23 protein-coding genes are annotated in these 21,759 nt (G+C 28.8%); 21 read left to right on the top strand and 2 right to left on the bottom strand.

Features of this window, described 5'->3' with window-relative positions:
- The first annotated feature begins 80 nt into the window (after window positions 1–80).
- Together QOZ84_RS12950 and QOZ84_RS12945 are read left to right on the top strand one after the other, a co-directional pair.
- Complete coding sequence (locus QOZ84_RS12950; protein ID WP_284133373.1) at window positions 81–587, top strand: SEC-C metal-binding domain-containing protein; 507 nt, start codon at window positions 81–83, stop codon at window positions 585–587.
- Window positions 588–596: 9 nt separating this feature from the next.
- Window positions 597–758 (top strand): hypothetical protein, encoded by a 162-nt coding sequence (locus QOZ84_RS12945; protein ID WP_284133372.1) that lies wholly within the window; start codon window positions 597–599, stop codon window positions 756–758.
- A gap of 84 nt (window positions 759–842) precedes the next feature.
- Here QOZ84_RS12945 and QOZ84_RS12940 read toward each other — a convergent pair whose 3' ends face one another.
- Window positions 843–1,763, bottom strand: a complete 921-nt coding sequence (locus QOZ84_RS12940) for a pseudouridine-5'-phosphate glycosidase (protein WP_284133371.1) — start codon at window positions 1,761–1,763, stop codon at window positions 843–845.
- Window positions 1,757–2,851, bottom strand: coding sequence for a PfkB family carbohydrate kinase (locus tag QOZ84_RS12935; protein ID WP_284133370.1), 1,095 nt, complete (start codon window positions 2,849–2,851; stop codon window positions 1,757–1,759). Before QOZ84_RS12935 ends, QOZ84_RS12940 begins: the two co-directional genes overlap by 7 nt.
- A gap of 170 nt (window positions 2,852–3,021) precedes the next feature.
- Between QOZ84_RS12935 and yabG the strand changes: the two genes are divergently transcribed.
- From yabG to QOZ84_RS12840, 19 genes are all read left to right on the top strand, one after another.
- A complete protein-coding gene (yabG, locus tag QOZ84_RS12930; RefSeq protein ID WP_284133369.1) occupies window positions 3,022–3,882 on the top strand; it encodes a sporulation peptidase YabG in 861 nt (286 codons plus the stop codon).
- 147 nt (window positions 3,883–4,029) lie between these two features.
- Complete coding sequence (locus tag QOZ84_RS12925) at window positions 4,030–4,296, top strand: Veg family protein (RefSeq protein WP_026899885.1); 267 nt, start codon at window positions 4,030–4,032, stop codon at window positions 4,294–4,296.
- Window positions 4,297–4,388: 92 nt separating this feature from the next.
- Complete coding sequence (locus QOZ84_RS12920) at window positions 4,389–5,939, top strand: DUF3794 and LysM peptidoglycan-binding domain-containing protein (RefSeq protein ID WP_284133368.1); 1,551 nt, start codon at window positions 4,389–4,391, stop codon at window positions 5,937–5,939.
- A gap of 109 nt (window positions 5,940–6,048) precedes the next feature.
- Entirely contained in the window at window positions 6,049–6,939 is an 891-nt protein-coding gene (ispE, locus tag QOZ84_RS12915) for a 4-(cytidine 5'-diphospho)-2-C-methyl-D-erythritol kinase (protein WP_284133367.1), read from the top strand.
- Complete coding sequence (locus QOZ84_RS12910; protein WP_284133366.1) at window positions 6,923–7,603, top strand: GntR family transcriptional regulator; 681 nt, start codon at window positions 6,923–6,925, stop codon at window positions 7,601–7,603. Before ispE ends, QOZ84_RS12910 begins: the two co-directional genes overlap by 17 nt.
- A 91-nt stretch (window positions 7,604–7,694) precedes the next feature.
- Complete coding sequence (spoIIR, locus tag QOZ84_RS12905) at window positions 7,695–8,351, top strand: stage II sporulation protein R (protein ID WP_284133365.1); 657 nt, start codon at window positions 7,695–7,697, stop codon at window positions 8,349–8,351.
- Window positions 8,352–8,368: 17 nt separating this feature from the next.
- Entirely contained in the window at window positions 8,369–8,878 is a 510-nt protein-coding gene (locus QOZ84_RS12900) for a cell wall hydrolase (protein ID WP_284133364.1), read from the top strand.
- Window positions 8,879–9,022: 144 nt separating this feature from the next.
- A complete protein-coding gene (locus QOZ84_RS12895; protein ID WP_284133363.1) occupies window positions 9,023–10,090 on the top strand; it encodes a D-alanine--D-alanine ligase family protein in 1,068 nt (355 codons plus the stop codon).
- Window positions 10,091–10,104: 14 nt separating this feature from the next.
- Entirely contained in the window at window positions 10,105–10,914 is an 810-nt protein-coding gene (gene murI / locus QOZ84_RS12890; RefSeq protein WP_284133362.1) for a glutamate racemase, read from the top strand.
- 60 nt (window positions 10,915–10,974) lie between these two features.
- Window positions 10,975–11,391 carry a YwiB family protein gene (locus QOZ84_RS12885; RefSeq protein WP_284133361.1) on the top strand — a complete coding sequence of 139 codons (417 nt, stop codon included), beginning with the start codon at window positions 10,975–10,977 and terminating at the stop codon, window positions 11,389–11,391.
- 205 nt (window positions 11,392–11,596) lie between these two features.
- Window positions 11,597–12,982 carry a tRNA lysidine(34) synthetase TilS gene (tilS, locus tag QOZ84_RS12880; RefSeq protein WP_284133360.1) on the top strand — a complete coding sequence of 462 codons (1,386 nt, stop codon included), beginning with the start codon at window positions 11,597–11,599 and terminating at the stop codon, window positions 12,980–12,982.
- Between the two features lie 31 nt (window positions 12,983–13,013).
- Entirely contained in the window at window positions 13,014–15,002 is a 1,989-nt protein-coding gene (ftsH, locus tag QOZ84_RS12875; protein ID WP_284133359.1) for an ATP-dependent zinc metalloprotease FtsH, read from the top strand.
- A gap of 324 nt (window positions 15,003–15,326) precedes the next feature.
- Complete coding sequence (locus QOZ84_RS12870) at window positions 15,327–16,304, top strand: biotin--[acetyl-CoA-carboxylase] ligase (RefSeq protein ID WP_284133358.1); 978 nt, start codon at window positions 15,327–15,329, stop codon at window positions 16,302–16,304.
- Window positions 16,305–16,476: 172 nt separating this feature from the next.
- A complete protein-coding gene (locus QOZ84_RS12865) occupies window positions 16,477–17,073 on the top strand; it encodes an ECF transporter S component (protein WP_284133357.1) in 597 nt (198 codons plus the stop codon).
- Window positions 17,074–17,090: 17 nt separating this feature from the next.
- A complete protein-coding gene (locus QOZ84_RS12860; RefSeq protein WP_284133356.1) occupies window positions 17,091–17,861 on the top strand; it encodes a type III pantothenate kinase in 771 nt (256 codons plus the stop codon).
- Between the two features lie 100 nt (window positions 17,862–17,961).
- Window positions 17,962–18,936 carry a tRNA dihydrouridine synthase DusB gene (gene dusB, locus QOZ84_RS12855; protein WP_284133473.1) on the top strand — a complete coding sequence of 325 codons (975 nt, stop codon included), beginning with the start codon at window positions 17,962–17,964 and terminating at the stop codon, window positions 18,934–18,936.
- 100 nt (window positions 18,937–19,036) lie between these two features.
- Window positions 19,037–19,516, top strand: a complete 480-nt coding sequence (gene greA, locus QOZ84_RS12850; RefSeq protein WP_284133355.1) for a transcription elongation factor GreA — start codon at window positions 19,037–19,039, stop codon at window positions 19,514–19,516.
- A gap of 15 nt (window positions 19,517–19,531) precedes the next feature.
- A complete protein-coding gene (lysS, locus tag QOZ84_RS12845) occupies window positions 19,532–21,055 on the top strand; it encodes a lysine--tRNA ligase (RefSeq protein ID WP_284133354.1) in 1,524 nt (507 codons plus the stop codon).
- A 283-nt stretch (window positions 21,056–21,338) separates the two neighbouring features.
- Entirely contained in the window at window positions 21,339–21,524 is a 186-nt protein-coding gene (locus QOZ84_RS12840; RefSeq protein WP_284133353.1) for a hypothetical protein, read from the top strand.
- Window positions 21,525–21,759: the final 235 nt, after the last annotated feature.

The raw sequence follows: 21,759 nt of genomic DNA, 5'->3' as shown, positions 1-21,759 counted from the left end.
AATATGGTATAATATAGAGTTATAAAAATTAAAACAAAATTTATTTGTACTATAAAAACGAAATTTTAGGAGGAAAAAGTATGAGTTTATATACTGAATGGAGAAATTTAAGTGATAATCACGAAAGTCAAGAAACAGAAGTGAAATTCTGGGAAGAGTACTTAAAAGTAGAAGCTGGAATATACAATGAGATTTTAAACAATAAGAAGCAAGTTATAGAAGGAAAAGTTAGTGAATTAGCAGCTAGCCACAATGCTTCAGTTGAATATTTCATGGGATTCATAGATGGAATAAGCGAGAGTTTAAAAGAAGATATGAATGAAGACGTTTTAGAAACTATAGAAGCTGATAGTACTATAAAATTAGATATAGACTGGGAAAAATTATACTACAATATGGTAGCTGTAGAAGCTCACTGGTTATATAACTTACAAGGATGGAATGATATATTACCAGAAGCTACAAGAAAAGAATTACAAAAATCATATAAAAACTCTAAAACAATAGTTAAAGAAGATAGAGTTGGAAGAAATGACGCTTGTCCATGTGGAAGCGGTAAAAAATACAAGAAATGTTGTGGAAAGTAAGGTAAGTTTATGTTTATCTTAAGATTTATGAATGATGAAGATGATTTATCTGTTAAAGAATTTACTTCTTTGACAACTGTTAAAGAATATATAAGTCAAAATAATCTAGAAAAAACATGGCATGAAATTGAAGAAGTTAAAAAAGTAATACCTAACTTAAAAGAAGATTAAATAAAAATAAACTATCTATAATTTAAATTACAGATAGTTTATTTTATTTATTTTAAAATTAATAATAAATTTTATTGGCTTATATTATTTATTTATATCAGCTAAGTCTTTAGCTATTTGAGCAGCAACCTTAGCATTGTTATAAACTAATTCTATGTTAGAATCTAAACTTTTACCAGCTGTTATAGTCTTAACCTTGTCTAACAAGAAAGGCGTAACTTTTTTACCAGCTATATTGTTTTCCCTAGCTTCTTTTAAAGCAGTTTCTATAGCATTAGTTATACCATCATAATCCATTTCAAATTCTGTTGGTATTGGATTACCTATAACCACTCCACCTTTTAGGTTTAAGTCCCACTTAGCTTTTAAAGCAGTAGCAACTTCCATAGAAGAATCTACTCTATAGTCAACACCAAATCCACTTTTTCTAGTATAGAATGCAGGGAATTCATCTGCACCAAATCCTATTACAGGAACTCCGTTAGTTTCTAAATACTCTAATGTTAGTCCTATATCTAATATAGATTTTGCACCGGCACAAATTACTGCAACATTAGTATTAGCTAATTCTTGTAAATCAGCAGATATATCAAATGTTTCTTGTGCGCCTCTATGAGCTCCACCTATACCACCTGTAGCAAATACTTTAACACCAGCTAAGTCAGCTAAAATCATTGTAGTAGCAACTGTAGTAGCTCCATTTAATTTTTTAGATATTATAAAAGGTAAATCTCTTCTACTAGCTTTAACAATGTCTTTGCTTGTTCCTAAAAATTCTATTTCTTCCTCAGTAAGACCAACTTTTAATACCCCATCTATTATTGCTATAGTAGCAGGAATAGCGCCGTTTTCTCTTATTATCTTACTTACATTTTTAGCCATCTCTACATTTTTAGGATAAGGCATTCCATGAGATATTATAGTTGATTCTAGAGCAACTACTGCTTCACCATTTTCTATAGCCTTTTTAACCTCTGGGTGTACTTGTAAATATTTTTCTAACATAAGATCATCTCCTTAAGTATTTTTTCCACATTGTCTATAGACATATTAGGGTTAATTGTATTTTCATGAGAAAGTGCTATTACAGATGCAGCCATAGAAAATTTAGCAGCATATTCAATGTCAAAGCCATTTAAATGACTATAAACAAGAGCGGCTGTAAAAGCATCTCCAGCACCTGTAGCACTAATGATATCAACTTTCACACTGTCAATTTTTATATTAGTTTCTTTGTTAGCACAGTATACTCCATCTTTTCCAAGTGTAATAAATAAGTTTTCTACACCTTGGTCTAATAAATACTTAGAACATTTTTCTAAATCATCTTTAGTATTTATTTTCATATTAGATAAAGCTTCAGCTTCATATTTATTTAATTTAATAGTATTAAATTTACCTATTACATCTTTTATCTTCATACACTTTGTTGTTGAAACAGTATCAACAAAAATAGGTATATTAGAATATGTTGAAGTAATATAATCTATCACTTCTTTAGATAAATTAGTATCGATAACGATAGCTAATGAATCGTTGATGTATTGGTGTTTTGAATTAATATAAGATATATCTATTTTATTTAATATATCCATATGAGATATAGCAACCTGCATATCATTAGAATTATTAAGTATTGAAACATATATTGAAGTAGGTATTTCATTTGAAACATAACAATCATCGATATCAATACCATAACTTTTACATTCTGATAATATTTGATTACCATATAAATCATTTCCAACTGCAGAAATAAGCTTTGTATCTATACCTAATCTACATATATTATCAGCGATATTTCTGCCAACACCGCCTAAAGATATATCTACTTTACCAGGATTAGAGTCAAACATAACAAGAGATTTGTTAGGAGCACCTTGTATATCGATGTTAGATCCACCTATAACAGTTATATAATCACTCTTATTTAAAATGTATCCTTTACCCTTTATATATCCTTTTTTCATAAGATTAGTTATATGCACTGCGATAGAAGATCTAGCAATACACAGTTTGTCGGCTAATTCTTGTTGAGAAATCATAGGGTTTTCTTTTAAAATTTCTAAAATTTCTTTTTCTCTATCAGTCATACTCATCACCTTGTTATAAATATTTGTTTACTCTAGTAAACATTTGCTTATGAAGATAGTAACACTATTTTATTAATATTTCAATAAAAAAATGTTTTATTCTCTCAAGTAACAAAAATAAATATAAAACATAGTATAAATTAAGATAAAAGTTATTAGGGAGGACATCTATGAAAGTAGGAGACATAGTAGCAAGGAAATCATATAATAAGGATATTATTTTTAAGATAGTAGGATTTAGCATAGATGAAAAAAATGAAAAAATAGTTATATTAAAAGGCGTTGCATTTAGAATAATAGCAGATGCTTATTTAGATGATTTAGAAATAGTAAAGATGCCAGACATAAAAGAAGTTTTTTTAGATAAAGGCGTAGAAACTTTACTTAATCAATCTATGAGAAAGGCACAAGAGAGACAAAAAAAGATGAACAGAGCAGTACCTAAACTTCAAGCAAATGCTAATGTTTATGGTATGCCAGGTAAAGTATTACAAATAGATGGGGATAAAGAATATTTAAAAATATGTTTAGATGTATATACAGAGTTGGGAATTCCAGCTGTGGGAGTAGCTATACCAGAAGCAAATCAATATAAAGAAGTACGAGCACTATTAGAGAAGCACAACCCAGATATACTTGTAATAACAGGTCATGATGCTATGACATCTAGAAAAGGCAATATAACTGATTTAAGTAACTATAAAAATTCAATGAATTTTATAAAAACTATAAAGCAAGCTCGCAAGTGGCAACCTAACTTAGATAGTTTGGTTATATTTGCTGGTGCATGCCAATCTAATTATGAACAACTAATAAAAGCTGGTGCAAATTATGCAAGTTCACCGGGTAGAATAATGATACATGCACTAGATCCAGTTTTTGTAGTAGAAAAAATAGCTTGTTCAAGAATAGATACTATAGTACCTATAGATGAGGTCATAGAACAGACTGTGACTGGGATTAAAGGCGTAGGAGGCTCAGAAACTAGAGGTAAATTTAGATGGGCGATGCCTAAATCAGTTTTGTATTAACCAAAAAAATTAATATTATACTGTATATCTTAAAAAATACTATTGACTTTTGTATAAATAAAATATAAAATATTAGTTTAAACATTTGACAAAAAAACAAATATATGATATTATGTAAACATACAAACGTTTAAAGAAGGTGATATTATGGCCACTGTTCAAACTCTAGATAATATAAGAGCAAGTTTGGAAAGACACTTAGGTAAGAAGATATTACTTAAGGCTAACAAGGGAAGAAAGCAGATTGTTACTAAAAAGGGAATACTAGAAAAAGTTTATCCAAGTGTGTTTGTTGTAAAATTAGATGATGAAGGTAATGGATGCTCTAGAGTATCTTATAGTTATTCTGATTTATTGACATCTAATGTAAAATTGCAAGTATTTAAAGATCAAAATAAATTACACGTTAGTTAAAATTATGCCTATTAAAAATAGGTGTAATTTTTTTTTTGTTCCTGAAATATAAATATAGTGTGATAGTTTTATTTAATACAGGGGGGATAAACATGGAATTAATTAAAGATGTAATAAAAGTAGACAATAGAATGGACTTTGGAAAGTTTCAAACGTTTATAGAATCAGAAGCTGTTGTACCAGATAAGAAATCAGATGTTTATGATATTGTAAAAACAGAAGGGTACATATCTATTAAGAAGATAGAAGTAACAGATGGTAAAATAGTTTGCAGGGGAAGTTTTAATTACAACGTAATATATATAACAGATGATAAAAATACAGTTTCGAGCGTAGATGGAAAAATAGACATAAATGAAATTATAGAAAAAGATAATATAGTTCAAGACATGGAATACATGTTGTTCCCAGAAATTGAGCATATAGATTGTACTATAATGAATGAGAGAAAAATAAGAGTTGGTGCCCTTATGAATATAAGAGGAAGCCTATTCGATAAACAAAGATTAGATATAGTAAAAGATGTATCTCAAGTTGAAGGAATACAAAAGCATAGAAAAGAAATAAGCTATCAAGATATTATAGGAATAGAAAAATCAGAAAGTGTAATAAGAGATACTATGACTATAAATACTGAAGAAATTCAATCTATAATAAGCTTAAATCCATATGCTAAGATAAAAGAAAGCAGAGTAGCTGATAATAAAGTTATAATAGGTGGAGTATTAGAGATAAATCCGTTAGCTTGTACATATGATGGTGAGCTAGTTGAATTAGATAGAATAGGAATAGATTTCACTCAATTTATAGAAGTACCAGGTGTTTGTGATGGTATGACAGAAGAAGCTTTATTATCTATGGGAGACTTTAATTATACATTTAAGAAAAATGAAGATAATAATACAGGAATATTAGAAATTGATTGTACAATAGGTTGTAAAGTAAAAGTAACAGATGATATTACAAGAGAAGTCTTACAAGATGCATATTCTCCACAAAAAATAATTAAATTTGACCATAGAGCAATAGAAGTTAATAAAACTTTAAATAGTTCATCAGAAAACTTTATGGTGAGAGAGAGTATAAAAAATACTAATGATGATATACAAATAAAAGATATAGTTAGTGCATGCGCATCTATATCTATAGAAAATAGTTATTCAGAAGAGGATAAAAGCATAATACAAGGTATAATAAAAGTAGATGTATTATATGTTCCAGTAGAGGGCTTAAGGATAGTTTATAAATTAAGCGAAGAAATACCTTTTGAACATGATGTTATGATAGATAATTTAACAGATACTTGCAAAGTATTTAATACAGCTTCTATAGAAAAATTAGATGTAGATTTAAATAGGGATCAAGTAGATTTGAATATAAAAATAAAAAGATTTACAGAGGCTGTAGATAAAAAATCAGAAAGCTTTATAGTAAAAGGTGATGATCTAGGTGTTTATGATTTATCTAAAGCTCCAAGTATAATAGTTTATATATGTAAAGAAGGCGAAAACCTTTGGAATATAGCTAAAAAATACAATACTACTGAAACTGAAATAGCAGAAATAAATGAAATAAAAATGGAAGAACCTTTGAAACCAGGTAAGTGCTTGATATTAGAAAAGAAAGTTGCTTTAGTAGATTAACATTATATCAAAATAAAACAATAGGGGATTATAATCCCCTATTGTTTTATTTTTTGTAGTATAATATTAGTAGTTAGGAATACATTATACTATGTACAAGGAGACTACAATGAATTCTATAGAGTTGAAAAGTAGAGCTAAAATAAATTTATCGATAGATGTGCTAGGAAAAAGAAAAGATGGATACCATTTAGTCGAGATGATAATGCAAACAATCGATTTATATGACATTATAAAAATAAAAGAATTAGGCACAGAAGATATAGTTATAAAGAGCGATAGTTCTGATATACCACTAGATAAGGAAAATATTGTTTATAAAGCTATTAATTTGTTAAAAAATAAATTTAAAATAAATAAAGGTGTAGAAGTATTTATACAAAAAAATATTCCGATAGCGGCCGGTATGGCTGGGGGAAGTTCGAATGCAGCTGCAGTTTTAGTAGGACTTAATAAACTATGGAAACTTAATCTATCAGAAATAGAATTACAAAAAATAGGATTTAAGTTAGGGGCAGATGTACCATTTTGCATTTGTGGAGGAGCTGTTTTAGCAAGCGGCGTAGGAGAAGAGCTAACTTATATAAAAGGATTACATAAAGATATTAGTATATTGGTGTGTAAGCCAGATTTATTTGTATCTACTAGAGATGTTTATGGTGGATTAGATTTAGAAAGTATTCAAAATAGACCAAATAATAAATTATTAATAGATTGTCTCAATAGAGAAGATATAAATATTGTAGCAAGTAATATGGTTAATGTTCTTGAAACTGTAACAAGTAAATATCATAAAGAAATAAATGAAATTGAAAAAATTATGATAGAAAACAAGGCTTTAGGATCTATGATGAGTGGTAGTGGTCCAACCGTATTTGGTTTATTTGAAAATAAAGAACAAGCCCTAAGGGGTAAAGAAAAACTATTAGAAAAATACTCTCAAGTATATGTTGTTAATAGTAATGAAAAAGGAGTTGAAATTGATGGAGAATTTAAATAAATTAAATTTAGATGATTATAAGCCATTAAGGGATGTAGTGTTTGAAAATTTAAGAGAAGCAATAGTAGAAGGAAAAGTAAAACCTGGACAGAGATTAATGGAAGTTCAGTTAGCAGAACAATTAGGGGTAAGTAGGACACCTGTTAGAGAAGCGATAAGAAAACTTGAATTAGAAGGTTTAGTTATTATGCTTCCTAGAAAAGGTGCTTATGTAGCTAGTATGTCTTTAAAAGATATAATCGATGTTTTAGAAATAAGAGCAAGTGTAGAGGGGTTAGCAGCATCACTAGCATCTGAAAGAATAAGCCCAGAGGATATAAAAAAACTTGAGGCAATACTTAAAGACTTTGAACAAAGTGCTGCTGGTTCAGATGTAGAAACTTTACTTAAAAAAGATGTTGAATTCCATGAATGTATATTTAAGGCAACTAAAAATAAAAAGCTGCATCAATTAATAAATTCATTATGGGAGCAAGTATATAGATTTAGAGTAACTTATATATCTGATTATGATTCAACTGTAGATATAGCAAGAGATCATAAACTTATTTTAGACGCTATAAAAAAAGGTGATAATGAGATGGCAAAGAAACATGCCACAGAACATATAGAAAAAATAGAACATTTTATGATAGAGAGAACAATGAATAATAAAGATCTTTAAAAAAAGAGGGGTATCCTTCTTTTTTTTATTGGTATAAAAAGTATTAGACTGGATATACTCAAAATAGAAATATTTTGAGGGGGAATTAGTTATGAATAAAATAAAATTTAGAGTAATTATATTAATATTAAGTCTTATAGCAATTATATCTGTCATGACTATAACAATAAGTGGGGAAGTAAAAAAAGTAGATTCGATATCAGATGATTATAAAAATAAATTAATAAGATTTCATGTAATAGCAAATAGTGATACTGACGAAGATCAAGAATTAAAACTTAAAGTAAGAGATGCAGTTATAGCATATTTACAGCCAAAGCTAATAGAATCAACTAGTATAGAACAAAGTGAAGAGATTATAAAAAATGAATATGATGAATTGGAAAAAATAAGTAAAAATATTATTTGTAAAAATGGATATAATTATGACGTGAAGATAGGAATTAAAAACAGTACATTTCCTACTAAACAATACTCTAGTGTTATACTTCCAGCAGGAGAATATAAAGCATTAAAAATAGTTATAGGCAAAGGTCAAGGGAAAAATTGGTGGTGTGTTATGTTTCCTCCATTATGTTTTGTAGATGAAGAAAATGGAGTTATAGACAAGGCTACAGATAAAAAATTAAAAGAAGTTTTAACTGAAGATGAATACAAATTAATAACACAAAAGACACAAAAAGATATGAATAAAATGAAAGTTAAATTTAAAGTAGTTGAAATACTAGACAAATATTTTAAGAAGTAAAAGGAGTGATTTTAACTATGGGTAGGTACTATAAGTTTATAGTGTCATTATTAGTTTTAACTTATGTGTTAGTGCCATGTAGCCAAGTTTTAGCATTAAGTCAAGATTTGAATAATAAAAACACTGTGCCATCAGAATTTGCAAAGCAGGAAAAAAGAGAAGTTATAAATATAAGTAATGATGAACTTTTATTATTATCAAAATTAATTACAGGAGAAGCCAGAGGTGAAAGTTACGAAGGTCAAGTAGCTGTAGCTGCTGTAGTTATAAATAGAGTGAAAGATTCTAGATTTCCAAATAGCATAAAAGATGTCATATACCAAAAAAATGCATTCTCAGTAGTTAATGATGGATCAATAAACATGCAATACACTGAGAGTGCATACAAGGCTGCTCAAGAGGCGTTATATGGACAAGATCCAACCAACGAAGCAATATATTTTTGGAATCCAGATATAGCCACATGCCAGTGGATAAGAACGTTAGACCCATACATGAGAATTGGAAATCATGTGTTTGCCAAATAAGTACATAACATACTAGAATTTTAGATTAAAGGAGCTTTTGCTCCTTTATTTTTTTATTAAAATAAACTATAATAATCATTTAGATGGTAAAATGCATATAATATTTGATATTAATAAATACAAAGCAGGAAGGTGAGCAAAATTATGAATAAACTTAATGTAGCTTTAATATTTGGTGGAAAGTCAGGAGAGCACGAAGTTTCATTAGCATCATCAGCTTCGATATATACTCATATTGATAAAAGTAAATACAATATTTTTACTATAGGAATAACTAAAGATGGAAGATGGATGTATTATGAAGGAAATGAAGAAAATATAAGAAATGGGGAATGGGTTAATTTAGCTAATAAAAATGTTGAAATTAATTTAGTTCCAGTTGGAAATAAAGAAGTAGGAATCGTATTTGAAGATGGAAGATTAGAAAAAATAGATGTATTATTCCCAGTTTTACATGGTCCTTATGGAGAAGACGGAACTATTCAAGGATTATTTGAAATAAGCCAAATACCATATGTAGGATGCGGAGTTTTATCTTCAAGTGTAGGTATGGATAAACTTATATGCAAAAAAGTATTTACACAAATAGGATTACCACAAGTTGATTATACAGATACACATAAGAGTGTATTTAATAAATATACACAAGAAGAATTAAATAAAATAGAAGAAAAATTAAATTATCCTATATTTGTAAAGCCAGCTAATTTAGGTTCGAGTGTAGGGATATCAAAAGCTAACAACAGAGAAGAACTTCTAAGTGGAATTAATGAAGCTTTAAAATTTGATGCTAGAATAGTTCTAGAACAAGGTATAGATGCAAGAGAAATAGAAGTTGCTGTACTTGGGAACAATGAAGTTAAGGCATCTATAGCAGGAGAAATAAAACCAGCTAAAGATTTTTATGACTACGAAGATAAATATATAAATGGTTCATCAACATATGATATACCAGCAAATATAAATGAAATAGACATGGAAAATATAAGAAAAATGGCAATCGAAGCATTTAAAAGTATAGATGGAAAAGGACTTTCTAGAGTTGATTTCTTTATAGATAAAAATTCAGGAGAAATATTTATAAATGAAATAAACACATTACCAGGATTTACAAACATAAGTATGTATCCTAAAATGTGGGAAGCGACAGGATTAAGTTATTCTAGCCTTATAGATAGTCTTATACAATTAGCTTTAGATACTAAAAAGTAGAGCAGGTGTGGAATATGAATGATAGACCTATCGGTGTGTTTGACTCGGGGTTAGGAGGACTAACTGTTTTAAAAGAAATAATGAAAATTTTGCCTAATGAAAATATAGTTTATTTTGGAGATACAGCTAGAGTACCTTATGGAGCGAGATCAAAAGAGACAATAATAAAATATACATTTCAAGCTATAAATTTTTTAATGTCTAAGAATGTAAAGGCAATAGTAATTGCTTGTAATACAGCGACTGCTAGAAGTTTAAAAGAAGCTAATGAGAAATATGATATACCTATAATTGGAGTTATAGAAGCTGGGGCTAGAACAGCAGCATATTCTACTAAAAATAAGATAGTAGGCGTTATTGGTACAGAAGGAACTATTCGTTCAAAAGCTTATAACGTTGAAATAGGAAAAATAGATAAAGAAATAAAGATAATTGACAAAGCATGTCCTTTATTCGTACCTATAGTTGAAGAAGGATGGTCAAATACGGAAATTGCATCATTAACTGCTCAAAAATATTTAGGTGAGTTAATAGAGCAAGGAATAGACTCTTTAGTTTTAGGTTGTACACATTATCCATTGCTAAAGAGGACTGTAGGTGAAATAGTCGGAGAAAATATAAAACTGGTAAATCCAGCTAAAGAAACAGCTAAAGATTTAAAAAAAATACTAGAAAACAAAGAATTAATTAGATTAGATGATAGCATTAAACCATCATATGAATACTATGTTTCTGATATACCTGAAAAATTTGCTAGTATAGGCGAAGAATTTTTAAAAAAAGAAATTCAAGATATAAAAAATGTAGAAATACAAAAATATTAGTTAGATGAGATAAACTTTAGTCTATATAGCCTAAAGTTTATACTTATTTAGGAGGAAAAAATGAACGGAAAAGTTAGCATAACCACAAAACAATATGATGAAAGTGGTAAAGTAGATACGATAAATCTAAGCACATTTGCTGATGTATATTATAAAAATAACGATATATATGTAGTTTATAAAGAAAACGAAGATGGAAATAAAACAACAAGTACAATAAAAATATCAGAAAATGAAATTAATATAAAAAGATTTGGGGATACTAATTCCACTATGAATTTCAAAAAAAGTAGTATTTATGAAACGAAATATAGGACACCTCAGGGTCTATTTATAATAGAAACAAACACTAAAGAACTAAAGATAGATAAAAATAAAAAAAAATGTATAAAGGCAGAAATAGAGTATGATATAAAAATTATGGAATTGTTTAAAGGCAGAAATAAAATAAACATTATAGTGCAAATAAATGAATAATTTATATAATTAAAAATTTATTATAAATCTTTAATTATATAAATTTTATAAAGGTAGTTAAAATACTACCTTTTCTTTAATTTATTTGGTATTATAATAATTATACTAAACTTTGCATCTTTTAAAAAAAGATACAAGGGTTTATGGTTTTTTTATAGAAACTATACATAAAAGTTAATAAAAACTAAATGTAAGAGGTATAAATATGATTTTTGAAAAATTACTAAGTACTATAAATAAATATAAGTTGATAGAAGATGGTGACAAAATAGTATTGGGTCTTTCAGGAGGACCAGATTCTGTTTGTTTACTACACCTACTTTATAGATTAAAAGATGTATTAGATATAGAGGTGTATGCTGCACACTTAAATCATCAAATAAGAGGTATAGAAGCACAAAAAGATGCATTATTTGTATCTCAAATTTGTGAAGATTTAGGAATTACATCTTTTGTTAAATCAATAAATGTTCCTCAGTATTGCAAGGAAAAGGGTGTTTCGATAGAAGATGGAGCTAGAACACTTAGATATGAAATGTTTGAAGAAATCAAACAAAAAACAAAATCAAACAAAATAGCTATAGGACATAATTTAAATGACCAAGCAGAAACTATTTTGATGAGAGTTATGAGAGGTACAGGACTTCAAGGTTTAAGAGGTATAGAATATATAAGAGACAATGGTATAATAAGACCTATTTTAGATATAGAAAGAAGTGAGATAGAAGCTTATTGTAAAAAATATGATTTAAACCCTAGAATAGATAAAACAAATCTAGAAACTATATATACTAGAAACAAAATAAGATTAGAACTTATCCCATATATGAAGGATAATTTTAATCCTAATGTAATAGAATCTATAGTAAGGATGAGTAAAGGTTTAAAAAGTGATAGTGATTATATTGAACAAGAAGCTAAAATTAAATTTAAAGAGGTTTCAGATTTAAATTCTTACTCTGTAGAAATAAACTTAGAAAAGTATACTAACTTACATGATGCTATTAAAGCTAGAGTATTAAGAAATGGTATAAAACATATACTAGGAGATACTAATTTTATAGATCAAAAGCATATAGAAGATCTAATTGAATTAGAAAACGAAAATAAAATAAATAAAATGATAACTCTTCCTAGAGGAATTCTTGCATATAGGAGAAAAAATATCATAATATTAACTACTAAAGAAATAGTTAGTGAAGATATAGATTTTTGCTATAATATACCTAGCAATGGATTTATTAAAATAAAAGAGTTAGACTTAATTTTAGAAACCCAAACAATGAGCATAGATAGATATAAAAGTATAAAAACAAATAAGACATCTAAAGGGTTTGATTTTAGCAAAGTAAAAGGGGGTATAGTTGTAAGAAGTAGAAAGCAAGGAGATAAAATAAAACTCGTTGCAGGTAGTAAGAAAATCAAAGAATTATTTATAGATTTAAAAATCCCAAGAGAGGACAGATGCAAAATTCCTGTAGTAACAGATGAAGAAGGTATACTGTGCGTGGGTGATTATAAAACTAGTGAAAATTATAAAATTGATTCAAAAACAAAAGAAGTCTTAAAGATTAGCTTTAAGAAACTATAGAATAAAACAATGTATGAAAGGAGGGCTTCTTTTGAATAAATTCTTCAAAAATATTGGTTTCTACCTACTGATTTTCATAATAATAGTGGGTATAGTTCAGTTTTCAGGTAAACCTACAGAAAAGATAGAGTCGATGGAATTCTCTAAAGTATATAGAGCTTTATCAGACGGAAATGTATCTAAACTGTATTTTATAAATGAAACTGCAGTAGAAGGTACTATAAAAGACACAGGCGTTAAATTTAGATCATACGTACCAAAAGAGATAATGGGGGATAAACTTGCTGATGAAGTCTTACAACAGGCTAAAGAAGGCAAAATAACATCATTAAGTGGAGAACCTAAACCGTCAGCTCCTTGGTTTGTAGAAATGTTACCAACTCTATTATTAATGTTTGGTATGGTAATAATTTGGTTTGTATTTATGAACCAGTCTCAAGGTGGAGGCGGAAAAGTTATGAATTTTGGTAAATCAAAAGCTAAAGTTCATAAGGATGATGAAAAAACAAGAGTTACTTTTAAAGAAGTAGCAGGGCTTGATGAGGAAAAAGAAGATTTACAAGAGGTCGTTGATTTCTTGAAAAATCCTAAGAAATATATTGATTTAGGAGCTAGAATACCAAAAGGTATACTTATGGTGGGTCCTCCTGGTACTGGGAAAACTTATTTATCAAGAGCAGTTGCAGGAGAAGCAGGTGTACCATTCTTTAGTATAAGTGGTTCTGATTTCGTTGAGATGTTTGTTGGGGTAGGAGCTTCGAGAGTTAGAGATTTATTCGAACAAGCTAAAAAAAATGCTCCAGCGATAATATTCATAGATGAAATAGACGCTGTCGGTAGAAAAAGAGGCGCTGGTCTTGGCGGTGGACACGATGAGAGAGAGCAAACTCTAAATCAATTATTAGTTGAAATGGATGGATTTGGTGTAAACCAAGGGATAATAATAATGGCTGCTACAAATAGACCTGACATACTTGATCCAGCGTTACTTAGACCTGGTAGATTTGATAGACAGGTTGTTGTTGGAGCTCCAGATGTTAAAGGTAGAGAAGCTATATTTGAAGTTCACTCTAAAAACAAGCCATTAGCAGAAGATGTTAAGATAGAAGTTTTAGCAAGAAGAACTCCTGGATTTACTCCTGCTGATATAGAAAACTTAATGAACGAAGCTGCTATATTAACAGCTAGAAAAAGAGAAAAGAAAATCCATATGGATACTATAGAAGAAGCTATAACAAAGGTAATAGCAGGTGTTGCTAAAAAATCTAAAGTTATAAGTGAGCCAGAGAGAAGACTTACAGCATATCATGAAGCTGGTCACGCAGTTTGTGCCCATATACTAGATCATGTAAGCCCTGTTCATCAGGTTACAATAGTTCCAAGAGGTAGAGCTGGTGGATTCACTATGCAACTTCCTGTAGAAGATAAATTCTATGCTACTAAAAAAGAAATGAAAGAAAATATAATTGTACTACTTGGAGGTAGAGTTGCTGAAGAGTTAGTATTAGATGATATATCTACTGGTGCATCAAATGACTTAGAGAGAGTAACTTCTACCGCTAGAGGTATGGTTACTAAATATGGAATGAGTACAAAACTTGGGCCAATGACATTTGGTGATAGCAATGAAGAAGTATTCTTAGGAAATAGTTTTGGAAGTAAACAAAATTATTCTGAAGAAGTAGCTGCTCAAATAGATAACGAAATAAGAAAGATTGTTGATAATTCATACAAAGCAACAAAAAAATTATTAGAAGAGAATATGGACAGATTAGAGTATGTAGCCCAAGCTTTATTAGTTCATGAAACTCTAGATGCAGCTAAATTTATGAGTGCATTTAATAAAGAATTATCACTAGAATTACCAGAAATAAAAGAAGAAACATCAGCTATAACATTAGATAAAAAAGAAGAATTAACTGAAGAAAGTATTTCTAATGTAGATTTAGCAAAAAAAGAAAGTATTGAAAATACTGTAGAAGAAACAAAAGATATAAATGATACAGATGAAAATAAATAGTTAGCAAAATAGGACCTAAATTTAGGTCCTATTTTTATTGGAATAATAGAATTGATTTGGAAATAATGAATATAATGATATCGTGAGAATTGATATATAGCTATTAGAAGTGTTTTTTGCAAACAAGTTGAATATTATTATAATATTGAATTTGGAAGGGTTTATTATTGCTTAAAATCGATTTTGTATATAAAATTAAATATAAAAAAATATTATTAACATAAGCAGCAATAGGATAGAATTTTTATATAAGCATTCAAAAATAAATTTCATAAGGTATAATTAATTATTAGATGTAAAAATTACATTAGATAGAGGTGTAATATGAGAGATAAAATAATAGAGATTATATTGAATAATCAAGATGAATTTACTTCAGGAGAAATTTTGTCGAAACAATTAGGTGTGTCTAGAGCCGCAATATGGAAACATATAAAATCATTAAGAGAAGAAGGATACAATATTGAATCTGTAAATAAAAAGGGATACAGGTTAATAGAGAAGCCTGGAGATTTATTAACTTATAAAAATATTTCTCATGAATTGAATACTAAATTTATAGGAAATAAAATAATACACTTTAATACAATAGCTTCAACTAATGATTATGCAAAAGAAATAGCCTCAAGTTTAGAAGAAGGAACTGTAATTATCAGTGAAGAACAAACCAAAGGAAAAGGCAGACTAGGAAGACAGTGGCATTCTAAAATTAATGAAGGTATATGGATGAGTATTGTATTAAAACCGGATATAATACCATATAAAGCACCATTTATAACTTTAATAGCTGGAGCAAGTATAGTAAGTGCATTAAACAAATTGGGTGCTAATACTTTAATAAAATGGCCCAATGATATTATACTAAATAATAAGAAAATATCAGGAATACTTACAGAATTGTCTGCTGAAATTGAAAGAGTAAATCATATTGTGTTAGGGATTGGGATAAATGTAAAAACAATGGAGTTTTCACAGGAAATATCTGATATAGCAACTTCGTTATATAAAGAAGACTTTAAAATGTCTAGAGTTGATATAGTTAGAAATATTTTTATGGAATTTGAAGAGTTGTATATGGATTACATTAATAATAATTGTAAAGAAAAAACTTTAAATATATGTAGAAAATATTCTGCTATAATAGGCAAAGATATATATACATTAAAAGGTGATAGTAAAGAATTAGTAAGATGTTTAGATATAAATGAAGATGGAAACTTAGTCGTACAGACTAAAGATAAAATCATAAAAGAGATAATGTCAGGAGAAGTTTCTATACGTGGAATTAAAGGATACATATAATCTATTAATAAGAATTATTGACAATGTCATTTGCTATTGATAAAATTATTTTGTTATAGCTGGTATCTAATATATTTTAGAGCTTGACTTAACAATAGCTAAAAAGACGAAAGTCAAAATTAAAAATTAAAAGTCCGGCATCTTTTATGAGCTGGAACGGAGGTATGAGATTATGATAAATGTACAGTCAACAGCAACGAAAAAGTTAAATGTAAGAAAAATGACTATAATAGGAGTGCTATCAGCAATATCTATTATGTTATCTATGACGCCATTAGGATTTATTCCGATTGGCCCAACTAACGCAACTATAATGCATATACCAGTTATTATAGGCGCGATAATTGAAGGTCCTGTAGTAGGAATGACAATAGGATTAATATTTGGAGCTACGAGTTTGCTTAGAGCTATAACTATGCCGACAATAACTTCATTTGTGCTTATAAATCCGATTGTATCTATACTACCAAGGGTATTAATAGGGTTGATAGCTTACTATGTATATAATTTAGTTATGAAGTTAACTAAGAATGTATTAGTATCTGGTTGGATAACTGGGATGGTAGGTTCTTTAATCAATACAATAGGTGTTTTAGGAATGGTATACATTCTATATGCAGAAAGATATGCTCAGGCTTTAGGAGAAAGTGCTTCTACTGCTAAAACACTTATATTTACGATAGCAGCTACAAATGGAATACCTGAAGCTATTATTGGAGGGTTTGTAGTATCAGCTGTTGCAGTTATACTTAATAAAAGGAAAAAATAGAAAGAAGGTTAAAATATATGCTTCTAGTATTTGACGTTGGAAATACCAATATGGTTTTAGGTATATATAAAAATAAGGAATTAATAAAATATTGGAGAATTAATACTGATAAAGATAAGACATCAGATGAGTATGGAATGCTTATAAATAGTTTGTTTCAATATGAAAATATAGATATGAAATACATAGATGATGTTATAATATCATCTGTAGTTCCTGATGTTATGCATGCATTAGAGAATTTCTGCATAAGATATTGCAATAAGCAACCTAAGATTGTAGGCCCAGGAATTAAAACAGGATTAAATATAAAATATGATAATCCTAAGCAAGTTGGAGCTGATAGAATAGTAAATGCAGTTGCAGGAATTGAAAAATATGGATATCCGTTAATAATAGTAGATTTTGGAACAGCTACTACATTCTGTGCTATATCTGATAAGGGTGAGTACTTAGGAGGAACGATAGCTCCTGGTATAAAGATATCAAGTGAAGCTTTATTCCAAAGAGCATCAAAGCTTCCTAGAGTTGAATTAGCAAAATCTGGGTCGACTGTATGTAAAAATACTGTTTCAGCAATGCAAGCTGGGATAATATATGGATATGTAGGACTAGTTGACAAGATAATAGAAATGATGAAGCAAGAATTAAACTATGATGACATTAAAGTGATAGCGACAGGTGGATTGTCTACTCTTATAGCATCAGAGACAGATAGTATAGATAATGTAGATAGATTTTTAACTCTTGAGGGATTAAAGACGATACATGATAAAAATAAAGAATAGCAACAAGGGAATTGGGTTATATACCCAGTTCCTTTTTTATGATAGTAGGCAAACTTATATTATAATGATAAAAATTGCAATTTAGAGGAGGACAAAAATGATAAAAATCGGTAATGTAGAATTAAAAAACAAAGTTTTTTTATCACCTATGGCAGGTGTTACAGATCTTCCGTTTAGATTAATATGTAAAGAACAAAATTGTGGGCTGCTTTATACAGAAATGATAAATGCTAAAGCATTATGTTACGATGATGAAAATACTAAAAAAATGTTAAAAATAGAAGAAGCTGAACAACCTGTAGCTGTACAAATATTTGGTTCAGAACCTGAATTTATGGGACGAGCTGCAGAAATAATGAACGATTATCCTAATGAAATATTGGATATAAATATGGGATGCCCTGCTCCTAAAGTTATAAAAAATGGAGATGGATCAGCTCTTATGAGAAATCCTAAATTGGCAGAGGAAGTTTTAAAAGCTGTAGTTAAAAATTCTAAGAAACCAGTAACTTTAAAAATAAGAAAAGGTTGGGATGGTGAGCATATAAATGCTGTGGAGATTGCTAAAATAGCAGAAGCTTCAGGCATAAGCGCATTGGCTATACATGGTAGAACAAGAGAGCAATACTATTCAGGTAAGGCTGATTGGGATATAATATCACAAATAAAGAAAAGTATAAGTATACCTGTTATAGGCAATGGCGATATATTTACTGTTGAAGATTCAATAAATATGTTAGACAAAACTAACTGTGATGCTATAATGATAGGTAGAGGCTCACAAGGTAATCCATGGATATTTAAAAGAATAAACCATTATATGCAAACTGGAGAAATTTTACCAGAGCCAACACTGGAGGAAAAAATTAATACAGCTATTAAGCATTTAGGTATGGCAGTTGATGAACATGGAGAATATGTAGCAGTAAGAGAAATGAGAAAACATATTGCGTGGTATTTAAAAGGACTTAGAAATTCAGCAAGAGTAAGAGATGAAATCAATAAGATAGAAACTTATGAAGAAGTAGTATCTAAGCTTAATGGATATATGGACGATTGCTTGACATTAGAATAAGAGTGACTTATAATATAGCGCATAATAAAACAAATATAGTATAAATTAAAATAAAATTGAGATCAATCTCAAATATATAAAAGAAGGAGTTGTAGGGGTTATGGAAGATAAAAAAGAAATACTGTTAACTCAAGAAGGGTATCAAAAGTTAGAAGATGAGGTAGAGCTTCTAAAAACTGTAAGAAGAAGAGAAGTTGCGGATAGAATAAAAGTTGCTATATCTTTTGGAGATATATCAGAAAATGCTGAATATGATGAAGCTAAAAATGAGCAAGCTCAAATGGAAGAAAGAATATTAAAATTAGAAAATATGATAAGAAATGCAGTTATCATAGATGAAAGTAAAATAGACATTAATGTTGTTACTATAGGATCTATAGTTAAAGTAAATGATATGGAATTTGATGAAGAGGTTGAATATACAATAGTAGGTTCAGCAGAAGCAGATCCATATGAAGGAAGAATATCAAATGAATCTCCTGTAGGGAGAGCTCTTTTAGATAAAATAGTAGGACAAGTTGTAGATGTTCACGTTCCAGATGGTGTTGTAAAGTTTAAAATATTAGAAATAAGAAGATAATCGGGAGGGGAAAAAATGAATAACGATCAATCAAATGTTAATAATCAATCACAAGAAGACCTTAGTGAGGTTCTTCAAGTAAGAAGAGATAAGTTAACTAAACTACAAGAAATGGGAAGAGATCCTTTCCATGTTAGTAGATATGATAGAACTAGTAATTCTATGGAAGTAAAAGACAATTTTGAAAACTTCGAAGGTAAAACAGTTAAGATAGCTGGTCGTATAATGAGTAAAAGAATTCAAGGTAAAGCTGGATTCATAGATATACAAGATCAAGAAGGAAAAATACAATGTTACGTTAGATTAGATAGAATAGGTGAAGAAGAGTATTCAATATTCTCTACATATGATATAGGTGATATATTAGGTATTGAAGGTGAAGTATTTAAAACTAAGAAAGAAGAGATATCTATAAAAGCTAATGAAGTTTTACTATTATCTAAATCTCTTCAAATATTACCAGAAAAATACCATGGATTAAAAGATCAAGATTTAAGATATAGACAAAGATATGTTGACTTAATAGTTAACCCAGAGGTTAAAAATGCTTTCTTAACAAGAACAAAAGCATTAAAAGCTTTAAGATCATACTTAGATACAAGAGGATTCTTAGAAGTTGAAACTCCTATATTAAATACTTCAGTTGGTGGAGCTAATGCTAAACCATTCATAACTCACCATAATACATTAGATATACCAATGTACTTAAGAATAGCTAATGAGCTATATTTAAAAAGACTTATAGTTGGTGGATTTGATAAAGTATATGAAATGGGTAGAATGTTTAGAAATGAAGGAATGTCTATAAAGCATAATCCAGAATATACTGCCATAGAATTATACCAAGCTTATGCAGATTACACAGATATGATGGAAATAACAGAGAATGTTATAGCTCATATGGCTGAAGCTGCTACAGGAAGCATGAAAGTAAATTACCAAGGAACTGAAATAGATTTCACTCCTCCGTGGAGAAGAATGACTATGGAAGATTGCGTTAAGGAATATACTGGAGTAGATTTCTCAACTATAAACACAGACGAAGAAGCTTTAGCAGTAGCTAAAGAAAAAGGAATAGAAATAACTCCTGGAATGAGAAGAGGAGAAGTTATAAACTCATTATTTGAAGAGTTTGGAGAAGATAAACTTATCCAACCTACATTTATAACTCATCATCCAGTTGAGGTATCTCCATTAGCTAAGAGAAATGTAGAAGACCCAAGAAGAACTGATAGATTTGAAGCTTTCGCAAACAAGTGGGAGTTAGCTAATGCTTTCTCTGAACTTAATGACCCAATCGACCAAAAAGGAAGATTTATGGATCAATTAAGAAAAAGAGAATTAGGTGACGATGAAGCTTGTGATATGGATGAAGACTTCATAAATGCTTTAGAAATAGGATTACCTCCTACAGGTGGTCTTGGAATAGGTATAGATAGAGTTATGATGTTATTAACTAATTCTCCATCTATAAGAGATATTATATTATTCCCAACTATGAAACCGATAGAAAATTCTTCAAGTAAAATAGAAGAATAATATATTTTATAAAAAAGCTTATGTTCTAAAGTTAATTTAGTACATAAGCTTTTTTTATATTTGTAGTTTATACGTAATTATTTTCAAAATAATATTTAGATAAAAATTTAAATTTTAACAGTAAACAATAAAAATTATTAAGAAATAGTGGTGATTAAAAGTTTTTGATGAAATAAAACGAATCAAACCATTGTAATATGGAGTTATATAGAGGAATTTTTATAAAGGTAAGTGTCATTAAACTAGAGAAGTTTATATAAAATAAAAGTTGGAGGTAAAATATATGTCTCAAATTATTAATTGGATATGTTTAATATGTATTAGTTTATTAGTTATGGATGTTATGGTTTATTTTTGTAAAGATGTAATTAAAATATTGAATGGTGCAGAACGTATAAAAAGCAAAAATGTTGTAAAAACTAGGGTTGCAACTAATGAATATACGTATGAAACAAAAATAGCAAAATAAAATTAAAAAAAATTAAAAAAAGTATTGACGATATATAAATGAGATGGTATAGTTATACTTGTCCTTAAGAAAAGGGCAAACAATAACAGCAAAAATCATTTTTTAAAATGATTTAGCTAAATAAGAACTTTGAAAATTAAACAGTAGGTTAATTTATAGAATTTGAAACAAACGAAACATAAAGCCAGATATATAACAGTATCTGAGCCCTAGATAAACTTTTATTTAAGAGTTT

Origin of the sequence: Romboutsia sedimentorum (assembly GCF_030131845.1) — a bacterium.
Lineage (GTDB): Bacteria > Bacillota > Clostridia > Peptostreptococcales > Peptostreptococcaceae > Romboutsia_D > Romboutsia_D sedimentorum.
This window is presented reverse-complemented; position numbering and strand designations above follow the sequence as displayed.

Coding starts and splice junctions, on each gene's coding strand:
- QOZ84_RS12940 (WP_284133371.1), bottom strand. CDS start 1,763: ATGTTAGAAAAATATTTACAAGTACACCCAGAGGTTAAAAAGGCTATA.
- QOZ84_RS12910 (WP_284133366.1), top strand. CDS start 6,923: ATGGAGAATTTAAATAAATTAAATTTAGATGATTATAAGCCATTAAGG.
- ispE (WP_284133367.1), top strand. CDS start 6,049: ATGAATTCTATAGAGTTGAAAAGTAGAGCTAAAATAAATTTATCGATA.
- tilS (WP_284133360.1), top strand. CDS start 11,597: ATGATTTTTGAAAAATTACTAAGTACTATAAATAAATATAAGTTGATA.
- QOZ84_RS12895 (WP_284133363.1), top strand. CDS start 9,023: ATGAATAAACTTAATGTAGCTTTAATATTTGGTGGAAAGTCAGGAGAG.
- QOZ84_RS12900 (WP_284133364.1), top strand. CDS start 8,369: ATGGGTAGGTACTATAAGTTTATAGTGTCATTATTAGTTTTAACTTAT.
- spoIIR (WP_284133365.1), top strand. CDS start 7,695: ATGAATAAAATAAAATTTAGAGTAATTATATTAATATTAAGTCTTATA.
- QOZ84_RS12885 (WP_284133361.1), top strand. CDS start 10,975: ATGAACGGAAAAGTTAGCATAACCACAAAACAATATGATGAAAGTGGT.
- greA (WP_284133355.1), top strand. CDS start 19,037: ATGGAAGATAAAAAAGAAATACTGTTAACTCAAGAAGGGTATCAAAAG.
- QOZ84_RS12950 (WP_284133373.1), top strand. CDS start 81: ATGAGTTTATATACTGAATGGAGAAATTTAAGTGATAATCACGAAAGT.
- QOZ84_RS12935 (WP_284133370.1), bottom strand. CDS start 2,851: ATGACTGATAGAGAAAAAGAAATTTTAGAAATTTTAAAAGAAAACCCT.
- lysS (WP_284133354.1), top strand. CDS start 19,532: ATGAATAACGATCAATCAAATGTTAATAATCAATCACAAGAAGACCTT.
- yabG (WP_284133369.1), top strand. CDS start 3,022: ATGAAAGTAGGAGACATAGTAGCAAGGAAATCATATAATAAGGATATT.
- QOZ84_RS12840 (WP_284133353.1), top strand. CDS start 21,339: ATGTCTCAAATTATTAATTGGATATGTTTAATATGTATTAGTTTATTA.
- QOZ84_RS12920 (WP_284133368.1), top strand. CDS start 4,389: ATGGAATTAATTAAAGATGTAATAAAAGTAGACAATAGAATGGACTTT.
- QOZ84_RS12945 (WP_284133372.1), top strand. CDS start 597: ATGTTTATCTTAAGATTTATGAATGATGAAGATGATTTATCTGTTAAA.
- QOZ84_RS12870 (WP_284133358.1), top strand. CDS start 15,327: ATGAGAGATAAAATAATAGAGATTATATTGAATAATCAAGATGAATTT.
- murI (WP_284133362.1), top strand. CDS start 10,105: ATGAATGATAGACCTATCGGTGTGTTTGACTCGGGGTTAGGAGGACTA.
- QOZ84_RS12860 (WP_284133356.1), top strand. CDS start 17,091: ATGCTTCTAGTATTTGACGTTGGAAATACCAATATGGTTTTAGGTATA.
- QOZ84_RS12865 (WP_284133357.1), top strand. CDS start 16,477: ATGATAAATGTACAGTCAACAGCAACGAAAAAGTTAAATGTAAGAAAA.
- QOZ84_RS12925 (WP_026899885.1), top strand. CDS start 4,030: ATGGCCACTGTTCAAACTCTAGATAATATAAGAGCAAGTTTGGAAAGA.